Consider the following 22,075-nt stretch of genomic DNA (forward strand, 5'->3'; position numbering starts at 1 on the left):
GGAGCGGTAATGATGAAAGCAGAACAAAAAAAAGTGCTAGGTGAAGAACGGCGATTGTTGATTCTATCGTGGTTAAAAGAACAAGGGATACCTTTAACGGGTAGTGAATTATCAAAACGTACAAATGTCAGTAGACAAGTCATTGTACAAGATATTTCTCTTTTAAAAGCCCGAAACGAACCCATTGTCGCAACGAGTCAAGGATACCTTTACATGTCCACTCAAGAAACGCAGCAACAGCGACGCATAATTGCCTGCCAGCACGGTCCTGACGAGACAGAGTCTGAACTCATGTTACTTGTCGACCACGGAGTGCGTGTAAAAGATGTCACAGTTGAACATCCAATTTATGGAGAGATTACAGCATCTATTATGGTCAGCACACGAAAAGAAGTTGAACTCTTTTTAGCCAATGTGAAGCATACAAATGCGACCTATTTATCACAATTAACGGACGGAACACACCTTCATACAATTGAAGCGGATTCTATATTCAAACTTGATGCTGCATGTGATGCTTTAAAAAAAGCAGGATTTTTAATTGACACATAAAAGAGTTGGTTGCACGCCAGCTCTTTTATGTTCTGTTCTATTTTATAAGATAGTAAGGATAGCTACCTAACACATTCACTGTACACCCTAATGCCTCTAGTTCAGCCATGGCTCCTGGGATTAAAATGTCATCCATCTTCTGCTCAATGTCTACAATGAAAAAATAATGTCCAAGCCCTGTTTTCATCGGGCGAGATTCAATTTTAGATAAGTTCAATTTTCTCCACCCAAAGGCAGATAATACTTGATGGAGTGCTCCTGCTTGGTCAGATGGCAATGTAATCATTAACGTTGTTTTGTACCCGTCATGTTGCTCAAACGGCTCTTCCTCTTGTGGATGACGTCGTAACACAACAAAGCGAGTCGTATTATGATTATAGTCATGAATATTCGGTTGTGCGATATGTAAGCCGTATTCCTTTGCAGCCAGTTCGTTTGCAATCGCTCCAATGATTTCTTCAGGATGCTCCTTTACAAATTGAGCTGCTGATGCTGTAGAAGTCGTTGTTTCAAGCAATACGTCCGACAGCTTTGTATGTAAAAATTTATGACATTGCGCAATCGCATGTGAGTGAGAATAAACGGTTGTTACTTGTTCCCACGCATCAATATGCGCTGCATGTACCATTAAATGTTGGCGAATCGGCAAGACAATTTCTCCTACAATAGGCAATCGTTTTTCATGAATTAAATAATCTAGTGTTAAGTTTACAGACCCTTCAAGCGCATTTTCTAATGGCACAATTCCATACTCTACTTCCCCGTTTACCACGGCATCCACACAAGAAGGAATGGTGCGATAAGGAATATGTTCATCTTGTTGAAACATCGTTTGAACCGCAATATGTGTAAATGTTGCTCTTGGTCCTAAATAACCTATTCTCCTCAACTTCTTCTCTCCTATCTCAGCTGTTTATTATGTAAATATTCAAATAGATTCCTTTAAAAGATAAGCTGTACCAAAAGACACTATAATGTCTTTTGGTACAGCCACCGTGCATTATGCTCCTGAGCCTAGCACTTCTACTTTATCAACAAACTCTAAATTTTTTAACCTTGTTAACAGCTCATTAATTTCAATTTGCATACTAGATGTATCAAGAGATAAAGTCACATTGGCACGACCTTGTAACGGAATCGTCTGGTGAATGGTTAATACATTACAGCCTCCCGATGCTACCACACTTAATAAGTGAGAAAGAGTACCTGATCGGTCTTCTAGATGAAAAAACAACGAAATGATACGCTGTTTCACAACTGTTTGAAATGGAAAAACCGTATCTCTATATTTATAAAAAGCACTTCGACTAAGATCTACTGTATGTACCGCATCCGCGACAGATTCAGCTTTTCCTCGTTCAATTAATAACTTAGCTTCTAATGTCTTTTTCATCGCTTCTGGCAATACATCTTCTCGAACTAAATAAAACTGTTTATCGAGTTTGTTCAAATAAAGCTCCTCCCCTGTGTTAATCTCTCTGAATCCCTAACCATTTGTATCTCTTTGAAAGTATAATACAAATGGATGGCACTACTTGTAAAGAAGCGCCATCCGTTTCATTTATTTATTAATCGATAAATTCAAATTCGTATTCGAGTAACTTCACAATGTCTCCATCTGAGGCTCCACGCTTACGTAACGCCTCATCAATACCCATGTTACGAAGTTGTCTTGAGAAACGACGAACCGATTCATCGCGTGAGAAGTCTGTCATCTTAAATAGTTTCTCTACTTTTTCACCGGAAACGACAAATGCTCCATCGCTTTCACGTGTAATAAGGAACTCATCCACTTCTTTTTCATGTTTATAAAGAACGCGGTGTGTAGATAAATCTTCCTCTTCGTGCATTGGGAATTCAGGTGTTGCATCTACAAGATTTGCAACTGTAAATAGTAAGTCACGTAATCCTTGACGCGTAACAGCTGAAATTGGGAACACTTGAACACCTTCCGGCAGTTGTTCTTTAAATGCTTTTAAGTTTTCTTCTGCATCTGGCATGTCCATTTTGTTAGCAACCACTACTTGTGGACGCTCTGTTAAGCGTAAGTTATATTGACGCAATTCTTCATTGATTGTTTTGTAATCTTCATATGGATCTCTTCCTTCCATACCAGACATATCTACTACATGCACAATGACACGTGTACGTTCAATATGACGTAAAAATTGGTGACCAAGTCCAACCCCTTCATGTGCGCCTTCAATTAAACCTGGTAAGTCCGCCATAACAAAACTTCTGTTGTCTTCTGTCTCCACCATTCCTAAATTCGGTGAAAGCGTTGTAAAATGATACTCTGCAATTTTCGGTCTTGCTGCTGATACAACCGATAATAACGTCGATTTCCCAACACTTGGGAAGCCAACTAACCCAACATCAGCTAATAACTTCAATTCTAAAACAACGTCTCGCTCTTGACCTGGTTCTCCATTTTCAGAAAGCTCCGGTGCAGGATTAGCTGGTGTAGCAAAACGAGTATTCCCGCGTCCACCACGGCCACCTTTTGCAATAATTGCACGTTGTCCGTGTTCTGTTAAATCTGCAATAATTTCTTGCGTTGCATCGTCTTTTACAACCGTTCCTGGTGGTACTTTTACAACCATTGGCTGTGCATTTTTCCCGTGCTGACTTTTTGACATTCCGTGTTCGCCACGATTGGCTTTAAAATGACGTTGATAGCGGAAATCCATCAGCGTACGTAATCCTTCTTCTACTTCAAAGATAACGTCAGCACCTTTTCCTCCATCTCCACCAGCAGGACCACCTTTTGGTACATACTTCTCTCGACGAAACGCTACCATCCCGTTTCCGCCGTCTCCACCTTTCACATACACCTTGACCTGATCTACAAACATTCCATTCACTCCGTTCTGATTGTTGCTTCTTCATCTATGTAAGCAAACACACTACTTTTCGTTCAACTCAATTACAACACTTGCTTCATTTGTTGTTACTTCTTGACTTACCACGTGTAAATGTGGACTATATTCGTATTGTGTTAACCACTCATTCACATCATTACTACCTGTTAGTATTCCACTAAAGTCAAAAAAGAAACGAACAGATGATGAATCAAAAAGTAACGAGATGCTTAAATGATTCTCTTCGGTATAATCGCTATGTTCCTCTAACACTTGAACAAATGGGACAAACCACTCATATAGTTCTTTATCGTAAAGAGAAAGGTCTTTTACTTCCCCTAGCACTTCTACTTCTAAGCGAAGCGGAAGGCTATTCCAATGATAAGTCATAATATATCCGGCAAATAAATTCAATTTTGTGTTCGTTAAGCTCGATTCATGCTTTGCTTCAATTATAATCTCTTCAATAATTTCATTTGCTCGATCAAGTCGATTTAATGCAATGTTGCCTTTAATCAACTGGAGTTTATTCAACCAATCATGTCGAGCATATCTTAGTATATCAACGACATTCCATTCCTTTTTCATCTTTGCACTCCTAACTTTCAATTCGAGCAAGTATAATCATCGTTGTTAATATCATAGATTTTATTAAACAACTACTTTTGTTTACTTTTTAAGATAGTGAGCTTCCCTGAAAGCCCAATATTAAAATTATAGCAAATTCCCTTCTAGAATTGGACATTTATCTACAGATAATCCTTGCGAACGCCCAGATATTTTAAAGGCAAAAAAGAGAACTCTAACCAAAATAGGTTAGAGTTCTCTTTTTAACCCTTATGCTTCTTGTGCAACTGGGTATACAGAAACTTTTTTGCGATCACGACCGAAACGCTCGAACTTAACGATACCGTCAACTTTCGCGTATAGCGTGTCGTCACCACCACGACCTACGTTAGCACCTGGGTAAATTTTAGTACCGCGTTGACGATATAAAATTGAACCACCGCTTACGAATTGGCCATCAGCACGTTTAGCACCTAGACGTTTCGAGATTGAATCACGACCGTTTTTAGTACTACCTACTCCCTTTTTAGAAGCGAAGAACTGAAGGTCTAATCTTAATAACATGACATCCACCTCCTGTTATTTGGTTTGTATTTTTATATAATTTCCATAATCAAGTTCGATTGTTTGTAATGACACAACCATTCCCTCAAGCAAGACTTGCATCTTCTCAAATGTTGACGAATCAACATCAGTTGGAAATTCACAACGGAGGTAACCACCGTCTTTTCCAGCTTGATCGATATGTGGTGTAACCCTACATAAAGCATGGATGGCATTAATAGTACCGAATGAAACAGCGGATGCGCCTGCACATACGAGGTCCTTTCCATGTTCAGCAAACTGAGCATGTCCATTCATCGTAAAGGCAACAATCTTTTTATTATCATTTCGGGAAATCGTTACTTTAATCATCTCAACTCGCCTTACGCGTTGATTTTTTCAATAACAACTTTAGTGTAAGGTTGACGATGACCTTGTTTGCGGCGATAGTTTTTCTTCGCTTTGTATTTGAAAACGATGATTTTCTTCGCACGACCTTGCTTTTCAACTTTTGCAGTTACAGTTGCACCTTCAACAGTTGGAGCACCAACTTTAACGTTGTCGCCACCTACAAATAAAACTTTGTCGAAAGTAACTGTCTCACCTTGTTCACCAGCAAGCTTCTCTACGTAGATCGCTTGACCTTCTTGAACTTTGATTTGTTTACCACCAGTTTCGATAATTGCGTACATTCTCTGCACCTCCTCAATAAACTAAGACTCGCCATCATAGGTGTCAATTGACTTAAAACCTAATCTGCGCGGTTGTAGCACAGGTGCTACAAACTAACAAAGTAAATAATACTATACGTACAATGCGTGTGTCAATTATATTTTCTACTTCTTGCAAAAACAATTAATTCTTCATTCGCCCTTGTACGTCTTGTTTAGAACCGATATACCGGACCGTATAAGTACCACTTTCATGAGCGGAATTTGTGAAGAAGATTTCCATTGAAATAGCACTTCTTACCTTTTGTAACATGTCATCTTTTTTTAAGCGCTCGATGATAGAGGCTCTTGTTTCAATCCAGATTGCTTCGTAATCGGTATTTTTATATTGTAAAAGGTGTCTTTCAATCTCATATATCACCGTTTCATCGTCTAATGTACGACCTTTTCCCTGACACACTGGACATGGCTTTGTTACCGATGCATGAAGGCTTTCATTCGTCTTTTTTCTCGTAATTTGTAACAGCCCTAGTTCTGTAAATCCAACAACGGTTGTTCGAACCTCATCTTTTGACACTTGTTTTTTCATTTCTTGAATAACCGCTTGACGATCACGCTCTGATGACATATTGATGAAGTCCACAATGACAATGCCTCCGATATTGCGTAGCTTCATTTGCCTTGCTACTTCAATCGCTGCTTCTGTATTCACCTTTAAAGCCGTCTCTTTAAATGATGTTTTCCCCGTAAAGTTTCCGGTATTTACATCAATGACCGTGAGCGCTTCTGTTTCATCAATCACTAAATAAGCGCCACTTTTCAACCATACCACTCGTTTTAACAGCTTCTCCATTTCCTCTTCAATACGATAATAGGTAAAGATGCCTTCTTTTTCTCTGTAATAGGTTAAGGTCACTTGTGAATCTAGTCTTTGTTCCTTCAATAATTGAAACACGTCAAAGTCATCGACAACGATTTCGTTTACTGTGTTCTTTAACATACTACTTATCGTTGTCTCAATAAAATCATACGCATCATAAACAAGGGCCGGTACTTTTAAGGTAGCAGATTTTTGACGAAGATCTTCATACGTTTTTCTTACCTGATTGATTGTATGAGTCAGTTCCTCTATTGATTGTTGTTCAACAGCTGTTCGGAATAAAAATCCTTCTTGGTCTTTTCGATGCTCTTGTCCGAAGCTACGCCACTTTTCACGTTCGTTTTCATCTGCAATTTTCTTTGAAATCGCAATATAATTCCCATGAGGAACATATACCAACGCTTCTGTTGAAAGTTCAATCAGCCCTGTTAATTTAGGTCCTTTTGTTCCAATGCCTTCTTTTACAACCTGTACAAGAACCGCTTCTCCTTCACGAACAAAGTGTGAAATGCTCTTGTTTGCATATTCTGATCCCTTTGCTGCTTGATACGAAGCTAAATCATCACGATGAATAAAGCCATTTTTGGATAAACCAAGATCGACAAACGCTGCTTGCATCCCTGGAACGACATTTGTCACTCGTCCGATATAAATATTCCCTACAACCTGCTGTTTATTTTGTTGTTCTAAATGAAGTTGCTCTAATCCGTTTTCCCCAATTAAAGCAATTCGCTTTGCAGTCGTCGCTACATTCATTACACACGTCTTCAAAATTGTTTCCTCACTTTTACTACTTTTTATCTATTTTGGTTGTTTAACGTAAAAAAGAGCTTAATAAAAAAAGCCGGCTATACAAGCCGAGCCATGTAAGTCATTCTATTCTTATCTTACATAACATTAATAAAAAGATACAAGCTCATCAATAGGAGAATCCATTCTTTTTTCTGCAAAATAGGCATGCAACACTTCATTTTCATCTACTTGTTGTTGTTCACGATGATCGTTTTGAATAATAATGACGTGTTTGTATCCGCGTTGAAATCGCTGTAAAATGTGGTGAATTTTCTCCTCGTGAGTCACTGTTAATGGCTTTAGATTCTTAATCTCTCTTTCTTTTCCATTGTATCGTTCAAGCAAGAATCGCATATAGACATACTGTCTATGCTTCCAATCTGTATAGAGAGAATGCAGTAAGAACAACATAATAATCCATAAATGCAATTGTTGAAGATAGAAAGTAGCGGCAATTAAGCTCACTACCGCTAGCAAACAAGCAGAGATTAACAATGCTTTTTTATACGCTTCTAAAAATGCCATACGTTGACTTAACACTAAAAACAACAACTTCCCTCCATCTAGCGGCCAAATAGGAAGTAAATTAAATCCTAATATAAGTAAATTATGATAGATAAATAGTTCGTGTGTAGCTGGCGAAATGATGGAAGTCATCATTAAAACATAAGAAAGGCCCATCATCCAAATATGTTGAAGTGGACCACTCACAATGACAATAAAATCTTCATGAAACGGACGGTTTCCATGTTCATCTACTTCAGCAACGCCCCCAAATGGCAACAATAAAATCTTACGAATACGCCAGGAAAAAAACTGGGCTGCCATCGCGTGACCTAACTCATGAACAAGGACGATTACAAAGAGCATGAGCAATTGTTTAAAACTAGCTGTTACAATCCCTATCGCAAATACAATCCAAAATAACGGATGGATGTGAATACGCATAAGTAAGGAAAGCATTTTATTCAAATGAAATCACCTGACTAGGATCAATAAATTCTTCGCCGTTTTTAATGGCAAAGTAGAATACTCCTTTTTCTCCACTTTCACTCGATGCCACAATCCCTAAGTTTGTTCCCTTATCGACAAAATCATAAATGTTTACGTTAATTTGTTTTAATTGTCCATACCACGTTTCCGTTCCATCTGCATGTTGCACAACAACTGTTTTACCTAGCCCTTCTTTTGTTCCAACAAACTCAACAAACCCTTCATTCATGACTTCTACAACAGAGTTTGAATCAGTTTCAACCGTTATTCCTTGTCCGGTTTTTTCAAACGTTTCGACTACTTTACTTCCTGCTACTGGTACAGCGTAGCCACTGTTGACACTTTGTTCTGTTTGCTTTTTACTCTCATTAGGGATCAGTACTAACGGCTGACCAAATGTCTTTTCATACCAATTTGACACAGTAGCAAACTGAAATTCTTTCTCCATACTTGTTTGTACAACATGACGAGCTTGCTCGAATGTAGGAGAAGGATTTTTAAACAAAATCGCAACAATGAGAACAAGACAAGCGGACATCAACACTTTAAACATAAACCACTCTTTGTTAAATAACAGATGTCGATCTTGGTTACTCGGTGTGTATTCATACATTGAAAAATCAGTCGAGCCATAACGTTCTTCATCACTAAGAAAGGTACGCATTTTCGGCTGAATGTCTTTTGGCTGTGCAGATCCCATTTTCTTTTTTCGATTTGCAATTCGCTTTCTAATTTCATCAGCACGTCGATTCATCTTCTATCATTCTCCTTGATATTAAGCTTGTATACTTTAATGTATGACTTGTCCGGAACGGTTATGACAGAAGGAAAAAATCGTCAAATAAAAAAAGCCTCCTTAACGGAAGGCTTTTTAACGAACACCAAAAAATTGTTTAATACGTGCAAAGATTCCTTTGCTATCTTCATCTAATGATTGAAGAGGAACCGCTTCTCCTAAAATACGTCTCGCAATATTGCGATAAGCAATCGATGCTTTACTTGACGGGTCTAGTGCAATGGGTTCACCACTGTTAGAAGCTTTAATGACATTATCGTCATCTGCTACAATACCGATTAAATCAATCGCTAATAGTTGAACGATTTCATCAACATCGAGCATATCACCTGTTTTAACCATATGGTTACGAATACGGTTGATAATTAACTTTGGTGGCTGAATGTCTTCTTTTTCTAATAGTCCGATGATACGATCTGCGTCTCGAACAGCCGATATTTCTGGTGTTGTCACAACTAAAGCCTGATCCGCACCAGCAACTGCATTTTTGTAACCTTGCTCAATTCCAGCAGGACAATCAATAATGATATAATCATAATCTTGCTTAAGCTCAAGAATTAATTCTTCCATTTGTTCAGGAGTAACAGCTGTTTTATCACTTGTTTGAGCAGCAGGCAGTAAGTACAAACATTCAAAACGCTTATCTTTAATTAAGGCCTTTTGTGGTTTACAACGCCCTTCTACTACATCTACAAGATCATAAATAATGCGATTTTCTAGCCCCATTACAACATCTAGGTTACGTAATCCAATGTCTGTATCAATCAAACATACACGTTTCCCAGCTAACGCTAGGGCTGTACCTAAGTTGGCTGATGTCGTTGTTTTCCCAACGCCACCTTTTCCAGACGTAACAACAATAGCCTCTCCCACTGTTAATTGCTCCTTTCTAACCTTGTCAAATGAGGTCTTAGATGCGACAGCAACTGAACTCGCTCTATCACCATTTGATTCTCTTCATTTAGATATGCACATTCCATTTCACTTTTACTGCTCTCATCACTTTCATCGGTTGCTCGAGTAATGATATCACTAATGCGTAGCTGTGAAGGTTTCATGACAGATGCAGCAATGACCGCTTGCTTATTATCGTTATAACCAGCATGAGCAATCCCCTTTAACGCACCTATTATAAAAATATTTCCTCCTGCAATCACCTTACCTCCAGGGTTCACATCTCCAACAAGTAATAAATCACCTGGTACATGAAGAACTTGTCCTGAACGTATGACTTTTGCAACAGAAACAATTTCGTTTTCTTCTTTTAATCGCAGTGCATCTTCTTTCAAAATAACGTTACAATCAATCTCTCCCACTACTAAGTGTCTTTTCTTTTGAATGATGACCTTTAATTCTTCTTCTTGTTCAGTTGTTAAATATCGATTTCCAACTTTCACATGAACCGCTACAAATTGGTCATTGTCCCCATGTTGATTTGTTGATAACTTTGAATCTAATTCCTTTAGTAGCTCTTGAAATGAACACGTGTCATCGAGATGCAACGTTAGTCCATCCTTTGTTCCTTTTATTGTTATATATTGTTGCTTTTGTTTGTTCACGAAGCTCACCTCAACGAATGTATAATTTCGACAGAGACCTACTAAATTCCTCTTTTTCAATCAAGTCGTTTTCTACTTATTACTTCTATCTTACTAGATCGTGTTATAAACGTTCATCTAAAAATTGCACTTTCCACTTTTGAAGCTTTACTTTCAATGGATAGGAAAAGAACAAGAAAAAGACGGCATTTAAAATCAATGTCGCGTAAAATCGTTGTTGCAAAAATCGGTCAAAGGTCATATCGGTTACATGAATTAAAACGTTAATTCCATATATATAAAATTCAATAATTGTCACAGCGAACAAAGCTAAAATTGACACCACAACGAGGTTGTTTTGAAGGACTTTCATCATTTTTGAAATAAGATAGCAAACAGCTGGAATTCCAAGCATGTAAACACCTAACACATCCGTAAAAGCGACATCGTAAAGCATACCAAAGATGAGTCCATAAATCATGGCTTGCTTTAAACTAAAATAAACCGCCATTAATACAAGGATAATGACGACAAAACGAGGTGAAAGAACCCATTCTCGTAAGAAAGGTTCAACGGCTATAAAGTTTACAACCATGCTTTCACCGATAAAGGCAATTGAAACAAGAAAAGGTAAGAAGAACCGATTTACCGTCATTCTTCTTCCTCCTCTGTTAATAAGGTATCTGCCGTTTCTGTACGCGTCGCAATAATAACGTGATCCAAGTCATACAAGTCTGCAGCTGGTTTTACATAGGCTTTTTGAGTTAATCCGTGTTCATCTGGCTCAATCTCAATAATTTCACCAATTGGGAGACCATCTGGAAACACTCCACCTAAACCTGATGTAATCACGAGTTGCTTTTCTTTAATTTTCGCATCAGCTGGAATGCGGCGAAGTAAAAGAGCTTTTTTCTTCTCGTCGTATCCTTCAATTAAACCGTATTCTTTCTTCTCAGCTTGAATAATGGCTGAAATTCGATTTGTACGATCTAACGAACTAACGAGTTGTACAGTGGACGTCATGTCTGACACATGTTTGATTTTACCAATTAATCCTTGAGGAGTAATAACGGCCATATTCTCTTTCACACCATGTGCTCGACCACGGTTTAGCGCAATTACTTCATGCCAACGATCAGGATTTCTCGCAATGACACTTGCTTCAATTGGATCATACTGTCTTAGGCTATCTTGTTTATCTAGCTGTTCTCTTAACTTTTCGTTTTCATCTTCTAATTGTCTAGCTTTAGCTTGTAACTGCATATGTTCATCTAATCGAGACTTTAGTAGCTCGTTTTCTTCATATGTACGCTTCAAATCGCCTACATTCTGAAAGAAACCCGCCACATACTGTGCGGGTTGATGAAGCGTTGCCTGAACGAGTCCTACCGAATCCTTTACGAATCGCTCAGGTAATGTAATAGATTTACGACCATTTAATGAAAAACCGATCAATGCCACTAAAACGATAATACTCACTAGTAAAATAATTAAACGTTTATTCAGGAAAAACTGTGGCATGATGTACACCTCTTATTTTTTATCGGTAAGAATCTCCAGCTCTGTTTTTAAATAAATCAATATGATCTAATGCTTTACCAGTACCAATTGCAACACAATCAAGTGGATCTTCTGCAATAACAACCGGCATGTTTGTTTCTTCACTAATTACTTTGTCTAAGTTACGCAATAACGCTCCACCACCAGTTAAGACAATTCCGCGGTCCATAATATCAGCCGCTAGTTCTGGAGGCGTTTGCTCTAATGTACTTTTAACAGAATCGACAATTGCCGTAACCGTATCTTTTAACGCATCTGCAATTTCTTCAGCAGAAATTTCAATTGTTTTTGGAAGACCCGTTAATAAGTCACGACCACGGATTTCCATGTTCTCGATTCCTTCTGGTGTGCTTGCTGAACCGATTTCAACTTTTAGCGCTTCAGATGTACGCTCACCAATCATTAAGTTATAGTTTTTACGGATATATTGAATAATTGCCTCATCCATTTCGTCACCGGCAATACGAATTGACTGACATGTAACGATTCCACCTAATGAGATAATGGCAACTTCCGTTGTTCCTCCACCGATGTCAACAACCATACTACCTGTTGGCTCCCAAACTGGTAAATTAGCACCGATCGCTGCAGCAAATGGCTCTTCAATTGTATACGCATCACGAGCACCTGCTTGACGAGTTGCATCAATGACTGCGCGCTTTTCTACAGCCGTAATTCCTGATGGCACACAAACCATCACATACGGTTTACCTGCGAATAAGCTTTTTGATTTTTGAGCTTGTTTAATGTAATATTTCATCATCGTCGCTGTTGTTTCATAATCTGCAATTACGCCATCTTTCATTGGACGAAGTGCTACGACATTACCAGGTGTACGACCAATCATATTTTTCGCGTCGTTACCAACCGCAACAATTTGTTTTGAGTCTGTTTGTAAAGCCACAACTGACGGCTCACGAACAACAATTCCTTTTCCTTTTACATATACGAGTGTATTAGCAGTACCTAAATCTATTCCAAGGTCTCTTGTACCGATTCCAAACATGTGTATATCTCCCTTTCTCAAACTGAAATGCTAAGATGTTCCATTCAGTAAATAAACATGTATCTTATTGAATCCACCAGTCTTTATTTTGTCTACTTCTTTGACAGATGTCAACGCCAAATATTGTATGATAAACCTCTATCACTTGTCTATTCATTCATAACAATTGTAAACAACTTGTCATCTAAAACATGACTTCTATTATAACTCACACGAAAAAAAAAACATAGTATTTACATGTACCCTTTTTCTTTTAAGCTAATGTACTTACGATCTCCGATAATTAAGTGATCAAGTAATTCAATTCCAATGATATCTCCACATTCTTTTAGGCGTTTTGTCACTTCAATATCTTCCCTGCTTGGTGTTGGGTCTCCGGAAGGATGGTTATGAAGGCAAATAATAGAGGCGGCTGAGCGGCGGAATGCTTCTTTATACACTTCCCGTGGATGTACAATCGAGGCATTTAAGCTTCCAATGAAAATAGTTTGTTTATGAAGAATTTGATTTTTGGTGTTTAAATAGAGGCAAACAAAGTGCTCTTGAGATAGTACTCTCATTTCTTCCATCATGTAGTCAGCACCATCTTGAGGGCTACGGATCGTGTATCGATTTTCTGAGCGAAGCTGTGCAATTCGCTTACCTAGCTCAATTGCAGCAATAATTTGAACCGCTTTTGCTGAACCCACTCCTTTAATATTTGTCATTTCATCAACCGTTGCTTCGGGTAATAACTTCAACCCATCAAAGTGATTTAAAATACGATTCGAAAGTTGTAACACCGATTCTTCTTTTGTTCCTGTTCTCAGTAAAATCGCAACAAGTTCATGATTGGACAAACTTCCTGATCCCTTTTGGATGAGGCGCTCACGCGGTCTCTCATCCTGCGGGAAGTCTTTAATCATTAATGATTGATTCATTCAGTCGCACTCCTTCTTTACATCGTATAATGAAACCCGATTTTCTCAAGCTCCCTAACGGTACGAGAAAGAGGTAAACCAACAACTGAAAAGTAGTCTCCTTTAATTTCTTTCACAAAGATGGCACCAAGTCCTTGAATGCCATAAGAGCCTGCTTTATCCATCGGTTCTCCACTCTGTACGTAGCGAGCAATTTCTTCTTCTTTCAACGGATAAAACGTAACATCTGTTTGCTCATAAAATGTGACTACTTGTTCGTTCTTCACAAGTGCAACTCCTGTTAACACTTGGTGCGCTTGACCTGAAAGCAACCGTAACATTTCTTTTGCTTGTTGCTCGTCTTCAGGCTTTCCTAAAATTTGATGATTTTGCACCACTACCGTGTCTGCCCCTAAAATGATGGCATCCGGATGAGATTTAGCGACATCTTGTGCTTTTTGTAACGCAAGTGACATCACTACTTCTGAAGGCGTATGAGCGGGGTTAATGATTTCTTCCACTGCGCTAACCTGCACGGTAAATGATACGTTTGCTTGCTCTAGTAATTCTTTTCGACGGGGTGAACTAGAAGCTAAAATTAATGATGAATTCATGTTTGTTTATCACCTTTACATTTCAAGTTTGAGAATAAGAAAGATACACCTCTATTTTAGCAATTTCTACCTTATTTTACAATTTGTCATCTAAACAGACAAAAAACATGCTTTGTCTATTCCTCTCTTTCTAGTAGAGAAGTGAATAGACAAAGCATAAGCGATTGTTACCACCTTCATGCAGAAGACTTTTATTTCGTTAAAATCGTCACATATTGCTGCAGCCCGTCTAGTAGTTGCTGCTGAGATACTTTCGCTTCTTGTTCACTCGTTGACTTCTCATACTTCAAAAGTGCGTCATTTGCTTTTAATAAATGAGTAATAAGTGCTTGAATTTCTTTATTGCTAGTGGCTTTTTCTAGTTCAGTTAACGATTCTTTTTCACTTTTAAATGCTTCTAGTTTCTGCCCTAACATGGAGCGATTGGATTCCATCGATAAAGAAACCAAAATCGGTTGAATCTTCTCCATTACATCGACGTCCTTTTGACTAAGTGAACCTGATGTTGGCAATCCATATTCCTTCACATATACTTCTTCACCTTTTGCTTTGTAGGATTCACCAAGCTGCTTTGTTAACGCTGCTTCACTCCCCATCCCCACTAACAGCAATCTATTTTCTCCACTAGCTACAGATGTCGCCGTGTATCCTTTTTCTTTCATTTCTTTCTGTGCAGTTTCTCCCGACTCTTTTGATGAAAACACACCCGCTTGCACCACATAAAGGGATTGTGCCTTCACCGTCTTTACAGGCTCATCCTGCTTAGTTGGGGTTTTTGCTGGTGACTCACTTAAGCTTCCTCCCGTCTCAACTGAAGGCTCTTCTGAGTTTGTAATTGATACGACTTCCTCATTGTTTGTCATGACTTTTAAGCTAAACATCCCTAGCCCTACACCAACAACAACCGCTAAGGAAACAACGAGTACTATTTTTTTCATGATGGATGTATGAGAAGGAGAAAAACTTTTCTTTTTTAACGGCTTTTTACTCTGTTTAACGTGACGTAAATCCTCAATAGAAACAATCTTTTCGTCTTGTTTTTCTGGTAAAACCCATGTGAACTCGTCACTTTCCGTTTGAGGTAGAGGTTCTTTCTTTACGTTCTGATCTTCAGAGATTGTTTTTTCTTCTCCATTGATTTTAATGGAAATTTTGTTTGATTGCTTATCCATTGATTCACCACCTTTACTACATGCAACACCGACATAGACTTGTCCTCATCCTATCATATGCCTAAAAAAAAAGAACAAGACATTTGTCGTCTCGTTCTAAAAGGTTTTCGCTATTTTTTTACAAATTCAGTCGAAAGTTCCGTTGATAAGATGCCCTTGCCATCTTCAGTACAAAGTTGTTTTTTAGCTCCTTTTAAGCATACGTAATAAGAAAGGTGACCGTTCACAGATTTAATATCGACGAATGATTGTTGACCATCTTTTTGAATGGTCCACTCTTCATTCGTATGAGGATCAAGCAGATGATCAAGATAACCATCTTCAACCAAATCTTTGTATGTTAACTTCGCTTTTATCGTTGGGTTTAACGCCACTTCACTCGTTCGTTTATGAAAAGTAGCCGCTTCTTTCATTGCAATTGCATTAGCAACAAACGCTTGATCTTTCGACTTTTCAATGATTGGTAAAAACGCAAGCACCGCAATCATTGCGACAATTCCCAAGATTGCTAGGACTGCTAGTAACTCGATTAACGTTAACCCTTTCTTATTCACTGCTAGACGACGAATCGCTGTTACACATTTACTCATCAGTTATTCCCTAACGTTTGAAAAGGGTCTTCTTTTTTAGCTGGACTCGGCGTTTCAATTGTCGGAATTTGATCTTGTAATTTGTCTAAGGTTGGGTAGTAAAATGTCGAAACAACTAATTCATATTGAAGCGTGGGCTCATCTACATCTGCTAGACGAGTTGCCTCTTTGGGACCGTCAAATGAAATTCCTTCGATTTGAGAAATACGAGGCGATCGCTCAATTGTTTCTAAAAATAACAAGAAATCATCATAGCGCTTAGACTCAACGGATAAGGTAGCCGTGATTTTTTGAAAACCGACTGGCATCGGTTCTGCTTCTATTTTCTTTTCTTCGTCTTCTTTATTTGCGCGGTCACCATAGACAGATTCCTCAATTTCATCTTCTTCACTTTTTACAACTAGCTCTGAATCATCGGCAAAATTCACACTTAAGATCAAACTGTCTGACACCACTTCTGCCTTTTCAAGTTCTAATAAAAACTGTTCAGTAAAAGGTTTTACAGGCAATTGCTTTTGAAGTTCAATGCTACTCTTTAACAGTCGTTCATTTTGAGTCGGTGCCTTTGCTTTTAATGCCTTTACAATTTGTTGCTCCGTTGTTAGTTCGTCTTTCATCAAACTCACTTCTTGCTGCACTGGCCTCATCAATTGTAAATAAACGACCGCTGTCACCCCTCCAACAAGCAACAAAGTTAGAAAGAAAATGAGCCACTGCTTTTTATTCATATACATCGGCATCTATTCTTCCTCCTTCATAAGTTTGTCGATTTCATCGCGGTTCATTTCAATTTGATACAGTGCTACGTAACGAGGCATGACTTGTTCTTTTTCTTCGAATTGCTGTCTTTCTTCCTCTTTATCCCCTTCATCCACTTCAAATGTCTCGACACTTAAAATCTTTGCTTCTTTCACAATCGGTGTCTCCACTTTTAAGCGACTTAAGAAATAAGCTGCTTCCCGACTTTCATCAAATTGAATCGCTACTTGAACGACTAACTCACTTGTATACGCAAACTCTCGAATGAAACCTCGCTTGGGCAACGATTTTGTTAGTGTATCAACAATTGGAACGGTCTTAACAGGGTATCGATTCACCCATTCAATAGCTGTTTGTAGCTGTTGAACCGCTTCTGTATCAGTGGATTGAACCACTTTCGCTTGCAGTGTAGCTTGTTCTACTTTCACATCGCTAATCGCCGTTTCTGTTACTTGCTTTTCTTCTTGTAAACTCATATACTTCCAACCTAAAAAGCTGCTAATACTAATAAACAGAAGAAGTAAACCAATCATCAAAATGAGAAAAGCGGGACTTTTCGGCTCTTTCCGTGGTAGTAAGTTAATTTCAGCTAACATCACGTCACCTCTTTCAAGGCAAGACCGACCGCTGCATGATAACGTGTACTCAAATCAAACAATCCTTCATGTTGGCGACTTGACGACACATCAATTAACTCAAACGGCAGTGAGAGCCGGTCATTCATACTTTGCATCATGTCATGAAGGTAAGGATGGTCTCCTGTTACTAACACCCTCGTAACACTTTCTTTCCCTTGATTCATGGAATATTGATAAAAGTTCACGATTCTTTCTACTTCATTTGTAATCTCGCTGATTGCTGTGAATAGTTCTTCTTTTTCACCTTTAAACTTTACACCCATTTCTCCATCTTTTTGCGCACTCAGCTCCCAATCTGCATGAGCATGAGGCCAGGAAAGATGACGCATAAATACAGGCTGATGCTTCGTAAAGATGCTCACATTCACCGAGAGTAAATCCACTTGCAAAAGAAGATAATGATCACTTGGTCTCACCAGGTCTCGATAAAAACAAAGACGGTACGTACTAAGAGATGACAAATCGGCTACAACAGCAGTTAATGTTGCTTCTTGCAGCAATTCGACATAACTTAATACAAGCTTCTCCGGTGCTGCAAATAACACAATGTTCACTTCATCTTCATCTTCGCTTGAAATGACGTAATCAAAGATGGCATCATCAAAAGGGAGATGAATACTAGAACCAATCTCCATAAATAAATAACTACGAATCTCATCTTCTGCTATCTTTTCAGGTAACGTTTGCGGCCGAAGAATAACGTGATGATCTGGAAGAACAATTCGCACTTTCGAGCGCTTCATTCCCCATTCTTCTACACACTCTTCTAAAATGAATAATAGTCCTTGGCGGTCGATGATTTGACCATTTTCAATTAACCCACTCGGCAAGTAGCGCTCTTGACTTTTCCCTATCATAAGCGGCTCTGTTTGCTTTAATTCAACGTAACGAATGACGTGGTCTTTTATAATTAAATTCCCTACTTTATTTTTAAATGAAGGTAGTCGCAAGACCATGATTTTTCACCTGCTAGATTAAAAATGTAAAGTACCAATTGAGTAACGCTGTGCCGTAAAAATAAGCAATCAAAACACCTAACGCAATAAACGGGCCAAATGGCATCGGTTTCCCTCGTTGTACTTTCCCTATCATCATACCAAATAAGCCAAAAATAGCACCAAGCAATGTGGCTAAAAAGAACGAAACCAACACAAGTTTCCAACCAAGCACAAGGCCAATGACGCCATACAACTTAATGTCACCACCGCCCATTCCACCTTTACTCACGATAGCAATCAGAAGTAGTAAGCCAAATCCAACTACCGCCCCTATAAGCATGTCCCACCAAGGGGTGAGAGGAATGAATACACGTTCTACGATAAACAACGGTAAAAAAAACAACAACACCTTGTCCGAAATAATCATGTAGCGCAAGTCAGACACCGTAATGATGATCAATAATGACACAAGTGTAAGCGCAACGAACAACTCAAGTTGAAACCCTATTAAATGAAATGACAGGACAAAAAGCAGACCTGTCAAAAGTTCCATCATGGGATAAAGAGGGGAAATGCGAGCTTGACAGCTACGACATTTCCCTTTTTGAATCATATAAGATAAAACCGGTATCAATTCACGTGCACCCAACACATGGCCACACCCAGGACAACTCGAACGCGGCCGGACAATCGACTCACCAGCAGCCACTCGTAAGCCGACTACGTTGTAGAAAGAGCCGAGGGTAAGGCCTAGGATGAAGAGGTAGGTTTGGATTAGGATTAGGATCATATTATTTCTCGATTGTAATCTTATTACTCACAGGTTTATCTTTACTTTCTTTTATACCTGCTAAAGTTGCATCTTTAAACTCTATTGTGACAGCTCCAGCCTTTCCTGAGCCATTTAAAGTATAAACACCCTTATCATATTTTACGTTAGTGATTGTAAATTTCCCTGGTTCAATATCTACGTACTCTGTCAAATCACTGCCTTGAATTGTAGCTACCTTACTCTCATCAACTGTATTCGAAGACATATAAATTTTTGCCGCATTTAAAACTTGCACTGCATCCGCCTTCACAGCATCCTCGCGTGACTTCTGAATAATCCCACCAATACTTGGAATCGCAATGGCTGCGATGATTCCTAGGATGACGATAACGGCTAGTAGCTCGATTAGCGTGAGTCCTTTTTCATTTTTTAGCATTTTTTTGAACATGTTTTTCTCTCCTTCTTTGAACCTGTTATTTGCCATACAAACTCACCTTTATGTATCTCGATCAATGTCAGCTGCATGAGTGCTTTGATGATCGGTAAACCGGTTGCATTTACCTCGGTTGATGTGCATGTGTCATGCAATGGACACGTTCATAAAATTCCATTTTTTAGCGAATTTGTATCTCTTACCATTCATTTTACACCAACTATCAAAATATGAAAATAGTTTTAGTACGATTGTATGTGATTAAATATATCGAACATTGGAATGAGAATCGATGTAACAATAGTCCCGACTAATCCAGCTAAAATCACAATCATTAACGGCTCAATTAATGACTTTAGTCGGTCTGTTGTTGTTTCCACTTCTGCTTCATAAAAGTCAGCAACTTTCCCAAGCATGACATCTAATGAACCTGTTTCTTCCCCAATCGCAATCATTCGGGTGACAAGCGGTGGAAACACCCAATGTCGCTCCATCGGCGTTGTAAGAGAAGATCCTTTTTCTAATGAATCGCGTGATTTCACTAGTACTTTTGAAATCACTTCGTTATCAACGACACCTTCTACAATTTGAATCGCTTGTAAAATCGGAACGGAGCTTGAAAACAACGAACTTAATGTTCTTGTCATTCTTGCAATGGCTGCTTTTTGGAGCATTCCTCCGAAAATAGGTACGCGTAACAGCGCATAGTCGATGTAATACCTCGTTGATTTTTGTTTGTATAAAACAGAAAAGGTCACGACAGCAAGAAAAATAAACCCTACAATGAGCCACCAAAACTGCTGCATAAATTCACTAGACGCTAATACAAACTTTGTAATAGCGGGTAAATCAGCACCAAAGTCGGCAAACATATCGACAAACGTAGGAACAACCGATACAAGTAAGAAAATGACAACCGCAATGGCTACTACCCCAACTGCTGCCGGATACGCAAGTGCAGAAATGACCTTTTGCCTCGTTCGGTGTTGCTTTTCAAAGTGATCGGCTAATCGCTCTAATGTTGAGTCTAAATTCCCTGATACTTCTCCTGCTTTTACCATATTCACAAACATGGGTGGAAATACTTTTTTATGCTTCGCACAAGAGGTGGATAAGCTGTTTCCACCTCGCAAATCATCTTCCACATCAAATAACGCTTTTTTTAACGCTTTGCTTTCTGTTTGACTCGCTAAAATTCGCGTCGAGTCTACAACGGTCACACCCGCTTTTAAAAGCGTCGCAAACTGACGCAAATAAATAACGAAATCATGCAGCTTCACACTGTTTCCAATCGTAATGTCTTTAGTTAAGATTGTTTCTTTCATTTCTTGTAGGTCCGAAACGCGAATGCCTTTTTCTTTTAACTGTAAAACTGCTTCACGTTTTGAAGCACTTTTGATTCTTCCTCGTTTTTTACGCCCGGAGACGTCTTTACCTTCGTATTGAAATTGTGCCATTACATCACCGCCTCGTTTAAATACGGTTGTGCGTCTGCTTTTGAAATGATCCCTTTTTCAATTAATTCGTTCATGGATTGTGTTAACGTATGCATACCAGCCGCTTTGCTCGTTTGCATCACACTTTCAATTTGATGAACCTTTTCGTTGCGAATTAAGTTTGCAACGGCAGGATTATTCATCAGTAACTCAGTTGCACAAATTCGCCCTCCTTGATCTTTTCGAGGAAATAGTCGCTGTGACAAAATACTGACAAGTACGGATGCGAGTTGAATCCGTATTTGGTCTTGCTGTGAAGGTGGAAACACATCAATGATACGATTAATCGTTGAAGGCGCACTCGATGTATGAAGTGTTCCTAACACAAGATGCCCTGTTTCCGCTGCCGTAATGGCTGTATGAATTGTTTCTAAATCGCGCATTTCCCCTACTAAAATCACATCAGGATCTTGGCGTAGAGAAGCACGTAATCCATTAGCAAAATTTTTCGTATCGAGTCCGACTTCTCGCTGATTAATAATGCAACGTCCATGTTTGTGTAGATACTCAATGGGATCTTCTAACGTAATAATGTGCTTACTCACCGTCCGATTCATATAATCGACCATGGATGCAAGTGTAGTGGACTTTCCACTTCCTGTTGGTCCTGTGACAAGCACAAGTCCTTGAGGCTTAGCCGCGACTTGCTTTAACACAGCTGGTAACGATAGTTCCTCTAACAACGGAATACGAGTTGGCACGACTCGAATGGAGAGCGAAGTCGTTCCTCGCTGATGATAAGCATTGACTCGAAAGCGTGACACGCCATGTAAACCATATGAAAAGTCAAGCTCCCCTCGTTCTTTAAAGGTGCTCCAAAGCGCATCATCCATTAGATGTCTCGTCATTCCCTCGACATCACTCGGTTTTAGGACATCTTCACCATACCGTCTTAAACTACCATCAATCCGCATAATCGGCGGAACACCTACGGTTAAATGTAAATCTGATGCTTTTACTTCAAATGCGCGCTTCATTAATTGTTCAATTCGTTCATTCATTTCA

27 protein-coding genes and 1 other annotated feature are annotated in these 22,075 nt (G+C 38.9%); of the genes, 1 reads left to right on the forward strand and 26 read right to left on the reverse strand.

All coding sequences use genetic code 11. The annotated features are described in order from the left end of the window. Window positions 1-9: 9 nt before the first annotated feature. On the forward strand, window positions 10-552 hold the full coding sequence (locus DIS06_RS01515) for a transcription repressor NadR (RefSeq protein WP_110111474.1): 543 nt from the start codon (window positions 10-12) through the stop codon (window positions 550-552). A gap of 37 nt (window positions 553-589) precedes the next feature. Here the strand turns inward: DIS06_RS01515 and pheA are convergent, their stop codons facing one another. From pheA to DIS06_RS01645, 26 genes are all read right to left on the reverse strand, one after another. After that, window positions 590-1,441 carry a prephenate dehydratase gene (gene pheA, locus DIS06_RS01520; protein ID WP_110111475.1) on the reverse strand — a complete coding sequence of 284 codons (852 nt, stop codon included), beginning with the start codon at window positions 1,439-1,441 and terminating at the stop codon, window positions 590-592. A 111-nt stretch (window positions 1,442-1,552) separates the two neighbouring features. Beyond that, window positions 1,553-2,002 (reverse strand): ACT domain-containing protein, encoded by a 450-nt coding sequence (locus tag DIS06_RS01525; protein ID WP_110111476.1) that lies wholly within the window; start codon window positions 2,000-2,002, stop codon window positions 1,553-1,555. Window positions 2,003-2,120: 118 nt separating this feature from the next. Further along, the gene (gene obgE / locus DIS06_RS01530) at window positions 2,121-3,407 is read right to left on the reverse strand and encodes a GTPase ObgE (RefSeq protein ID WP_110111477.1); all 1,287 of its coding nucleotides are present in this window, start codon (window positions 3,405-3,407) and stop codon (window positions 2,121-2,123) included. Window positions 3,408-3,458: 51 nt separating this feature from the next. Then, entirely contained in the window at window positions 3,459-4,001 is a 543-nt protein-coding gene (locus DIS06_RS01535; RefSeq protein ID WP_110111478.1) for a Spo0B C-terminal domain-containing protein, read from the reverse strand. Between the two features lie 249 nt (window positions 4,002-4,250). Then, complete coding sequence (rpmA, locus tag DIS06_RS01540; RefSeq protein WP_110111479.1) at window positions 4,251-4,544, reverse strand: 50S ribosomal protein L27; 294 nt, start codon at window positions 4,542-4,544, stop codon at window positions 4,251-4,253. Between the two features lie 15 nt (window positions 4,545-4,559). Further along, entirely contained in the window at window positions 4,560-4,895 is a 336-nt protein-coding gene (locus tag DIS06_RS01545; protein WP_110111480.1) for a ribosomal-processing cysteine protease Prp, read from the reverse strand. Window positions 4,896-4,906: 11 nt separating this feature from the next. Next, a complete protein-coding gene (rplU, locus tag DIS06_RS01550) occupies window positions 4,907-5,215 on the reverse strand; it encodes a 50S ribosomal protein L21 (protein WP_110111481.1) in 309 nt (102 codons plus the stop codon). 14 nt (window positions 5,216-5,229) lie between these two features. Then, window positions 5,230-5,299, reverse strand: a sequence feature (ribosomal protein L21 leader region). Window positions 5,300-5,378: 79 nt separating this feature from the next. Next, entirely contained in the window at window positions 5,379-6,845 is a 1,467-nt protein-coding gene (locus DIS06_RS01555) for an Rne/Rng family ribonuclease (protein WP_162595827.1), read from the reverse strand. A 126-nt stretch (window positions 6,846-6,971) separates the two neighbouring features. Next, on the reverse strand, window positions 6,972-7,838 hold the full coding sequence (locus DIS06_RS01560) for a M50 family metallopeptidase (protein WP_110111483.1): 867 nt from the start codon (window positions 7,836-7,838) through the stop codon (window positions 6,972-6,974). Then, the gene (locus DIS06_RS01565) at window positions 7,831-8,613 is read right to left on the reverse strand and encodes a M23 family metallopeptidase (RefSeq protein WP_110111484.1); all 783 of its coding nucleotides are present in this window, start codon (window positions 8,611-8,613) and stop codon (window positions 7,831-7,833) included. Before DIS06_RS01565 ends, DIS06_RS01560 begins: the two co-directional genes overlap by 8 nt. Window positions 8,614-8,730: 117 nt before the next feature. Further along, window positions 8,731-9,528 carry a septum site-determining protein MinD gene (gene minD, locus DIS06_RS01570; RefSeq protein ID WP_110111485.1) on the reverse strand — a complete coding sequence of 266 codons (798 nt, stop codon included), beginning with the start codon at window positions 9,526-9,528 and terminating at the stop codon, window positions 8,731-8,733. A gap of 2 nt (window positions 9,529-9,530) precedes the next feature. Continuing rightward, complete coding sequence (gene minC / locus DIS06_RS01575; protein WP_110111486.1) at window positions 9,531-10,214, reverse strand: septum site-determining protein MinC; 684 nt, start codon at window positions 10,212-10,214, stop codon at window positions 9,531-9,533. 103 nt (window positions 10,215-10,317) lie between these two features. Further along, the gene (gene mreD, locus DIS06_RS01580; RefSeq protein ID WP_110111487.1) at window positions 10,318-10,848 is read right to left on the reverse strand and encodes a rod shape-determining protein MreD; all 531 of its coding nucleotides are present in this window, start codon (window positions 10,846-10,848) and stop codon (window positions 10,318-10,320) included. After that, window positions 10,845-11,714, reverse strand: a complete 870-nt coding sequence (mreC, locus tag DIS06_RS01585; protein WP_110111488.1) for a rod shape-determining protein MreC — start codon at window positions 11,712-11,714, stop codon at window positions 10,845-10,847. Before mreC ends, mreD begins: the two co-directional genes overlap by 4 nt. Before the next feature lie 19 nt (window positions 11,715-11,733). Beyond that, window positions 11,734-12,759, reverse strand: coding sequence for a rod shape-determining protein (locus DIS06_RS01590; RefSeq protein WP_110111489.1), 1,026 nt, complete (start codon window positions 12,757-12,759; stop codon window positions 11,734-11,736). A gap of 233 nt (window positions 12,760-12,992) precedes the next feature. After that, window positions 12,993-13,679 (reverse strand): RadC family protein, encoded by a 687-nt coding sequence (radC, locus tag DIS06_RS01595; protein ID WP_110111490.1) that lies wholly within the window; start codon window positions 13,677-13,679, stop codon window positions 12,993-12,995. Between the two features lie 17 nt (window positions 13,680-13,696). After that, the gene (locus DIS06_RS01600; protein ID WP_110111491.1) at window positions 13,697-14,272 is read right to left on the reverse strand and encodes a Maf family protein; all 576 of its coding nucleotides are present in this window, start codon (window positions 14,270-14,272) and stop codon (window positions 13,697-13,699) included. A gap of 191 nt (window positions 14,273-14,463) precedes the next feature. Then, on the reverse strand, window positions 14,464-15,444 hold the full coding sequence (locus tag DIS06_RS01605; protein ID WP_110111492.1) for an SPOR domain-containing protein: 981 nt from the start codon (window positions 15,442-15,444) through the stop codon (window positions 14,464-14,466). Between the two features lie 110 nt (window positions 15,445-15,554). Continuing rightward, window positions 15,555-16,034: a type II secretion system protein gene (locus DIS06_RS01610; protein WP_110111493.1), complete on the reverse strand. Its 480-nt coding sequence runs from the start codon at window positions 16,032-16,034 to the stop codon at window positions 15,555-15,557. Next, window positions 16,034-16,774, reverse strand: coding sequence for a hypothetical protein (locus DIS06_RS01615; RefSeq protein ID WP_110111494.1), 741 nt, complete (start codon window positions 16,772-16,774; stop codon window positions 16,034-16,036). The genes DIS06_RS01610 and DIS06_RS01615 overlap by 1 nt, the downstream gene beginning before the upstream one ends. Further along, complete coding sequence (locus DIS06_RS01620) at window positions 16,775-17,389, reverse strand: hypothetical protein (RefSeq protein WP_110111495.1); 615 nt, start codon at window positions 17,387-17,389, stop codon at window positions 16,775-16,777. Continuing rightward, complete coding sequence (pilM, locus tag DIS06_RS01625) at window positions 17,389-18,387, reverse strand: type IV pilus biogenesis protein PilM (protein ID WP_110111496.1); 999 nt, start codon at window positions 18,385-18,387, stop codon at window positions 17,389-17,391. Before pilM ends, DIS06_RS01620 begins: the two co-directional genes overlap by 1 nt. Window positions 18,388-18,400: 13 nt before the next feature. Then, complete coding sequence (locus DIS06_RS01630) at window positions 18,401-19,159, reverse strand: prepilin peptidase (protein ID WP_110111497.1); 759 nt, start codon at window positions 19,157-19,159, stop codon at window positions 18,401-18,403. A 1-nt stretch (window position 19,160) separates the two neighbouring features. Continuing rightward, window positions 19,161-19,625 (reverse strand): prepilin-type N-terminal cleavage/methylation domain-containing protein, encoded by a 465-nt coding sequence (locus tag DIS06_RS01635; RefSeq protein WP_239421757.1) that lies wholly within the window; start codon window positions 19,623-19,625, stop codon window positions 19,161-19,163. 191 nt (window positions 19,626-19,816) lie between these two features. Next, entirely contained in the window at window positions 19,817-21,031 is a 1,215-nt protein-coding gene (locus DIS06_RS01640) for a type II secretion system F family protein (protein WP_110111498.1), read from the reverse strand. Beyond that, window positions 21,031-22,071, reverse strand: coding sequence for a type IV pilus twitching motility protein PilT (locus tag DIS06_RS01645; RefSeq protein ID WP_110111499.1), 1,041 nt, complete (start codon window positions 22,069-22,071; stop codon window positions 21,031-21,033). Before DIS06_RS01645 ends, DIS06_RS01640 begins: the two co-directional genes overlap by 1 nt. Window positions 22,072-22,075 lie beyond the last annotated feature (4 nt).

This window comes from Bacillus sp. CGMCC 1.16541, assembly GCF_003184905.1.
Taxonomy (GTDB): domain Bacteria; phylum Bacillota; class Bacilli; order Bacillales; family Bacillaceae_H; genus Priestia.

Bases quoted from the DNA above. Each gene is read 5' to 3' on its own strand.
- DIS06_RS01515 (WP_110111474.1), top strand. From the start codon at position 10: ATGATGAAAGCAGAACAAAAAAAAGTGCTAGGTGAAGAACGGCGATTG.
- obgE (WP_110111477.1), bottom strand. From the start codon at position 3,407: ATGTTTGTAGATCAGGTCAAGGTGTATGTGAAAGGTGGAGACGGCGGA.
- DIS06_RS01535 (WP_110111478.1), bottom strand. From the start codon at position 4,001: ATGAAAAAGGAATGGAATGTCGTTGATATACTAAGATATGCTCGACAT.
- rpmA (WP_110111479.1), bottom strand. From the start codon at position 4,544: ATGTTATTAAGATTAGACCTTCAGTTCTTCGCTTCTAAAAAGGGAGTA.
- DIS06_RS01545 (WP_110111480.1), bottom strand. From the start codon at position 4,895: ATGATTAAAGTAACGATTTCCCGAAATGATAATAAAAAGATTGTTGCC.
- rplU (WP_110111481.1), bottom strand. From the start codon at position 5,215: ATGTACGCAATTATCGAAACTGGTGGTAAACAAATCAAAGTTCAAGAA.
- DIS06_RS01565 (WP_110111484.1), bottom strand. From the start codon at position 8,613: ATGAATCGACGTGCTGATGAAATTAGAAAGCGAATTGCAAATCGAAAA.
- mreD (WP_110111487.1), bottom strand. From the start codon at position 10,848: ATGACGGTAAATCGGTTCTTCTTACCTTTTCTTGTTTCAATTGCCTTT.
- mreC (WP_110111488.1), bottom strand. From the start codon at position 11,714: ATGCCACAGTTTTTCCTGAATAAACGTTTAATTATTTTACTAGTGAGT.
- DIS06_RS01590 (WP_110111489.1), bottom strand. From the start codon at position 12,759: ATGTTTGGAATCGGTACAAGAGACCTTGGAATAGATTTAGGTACTGCT.
- radC (WP_110111490.1), bottom strand. From the start codon at position 13,679: ATGAATCAATCATTAATGATTAAAGACTTCCCGCAGGATGAGAGACCG.
- DIS06_RS01600 (WP_110111491.1), bottom strand. From the start codon at position 14,272: ATGAATTCATCATTAATTTTAGCTTCTAGTTCACCCCGTCGAAAAGAA.
- DIS06_RS01605 (WP_110111492.1), bottom strand. From the start codon at position 15,444: ATGGATAAGCAATCAAACAAAATTTCCATTAAAATCAATGGAGAAGAA.
- DIS06_RS01610 (WP_110111493.1), bottom strand. From the start codon at position 16,034: ATGAGTAAATGTGTAACAGCGATTCGTCGTCTAGCAGTGAATAAGAAA.
- DIS06_RS01615 (WP_110111494.1), bottom strand. From the start codon at position 16,774: ATGCCGATGTATATGAATAAAAAGCAGTGGCTCATTTTCTTTCTAACT.
- DIS06_RS01620 (WP_110111495.1), bottom strand. From the start codon at position 17,389: ATGTTAGCTGAAATTAACTTACTACCACGGAAAGAGCCGAAAAGTCCC.
- pilM (WP_110111496.1), bottom strand. From the start codon at position 18,387: ATGGTCTTGCGACTACCTTCATTTAAAAATAAAGTAGGGAATTTAATT.
- DIS06_RS01630 (WP_110111497.1), bottom strand. From the start codon at position 19,159: ATGATCCTAATCCTAATCCAAACCTACCTCTTCATCCTAGGCCTTACC.
- DIS06_RS01635 (WP_239421757.1), bottom strand. From the start codon at position 19,625: ATGGCAAATAACAGGTTCAAAGAAGGAGAGAAAAACATGTTCAAAAAA.
- DIS06_RS01640 (WP_110111498.1), bottom strand. From the start codon at position 21,031: ATGGCACAATTTCAATACGAAGGTAAAGACGTCTCCGGGCGTAAAAAA.
- DIS06_RS01645 (WP_110111499.1), bottom strand. From the start codon at position 22,071: ATGAATGAACGAATTGAACAATTAATGAAGCGCGCATTTGAAGTAAAA.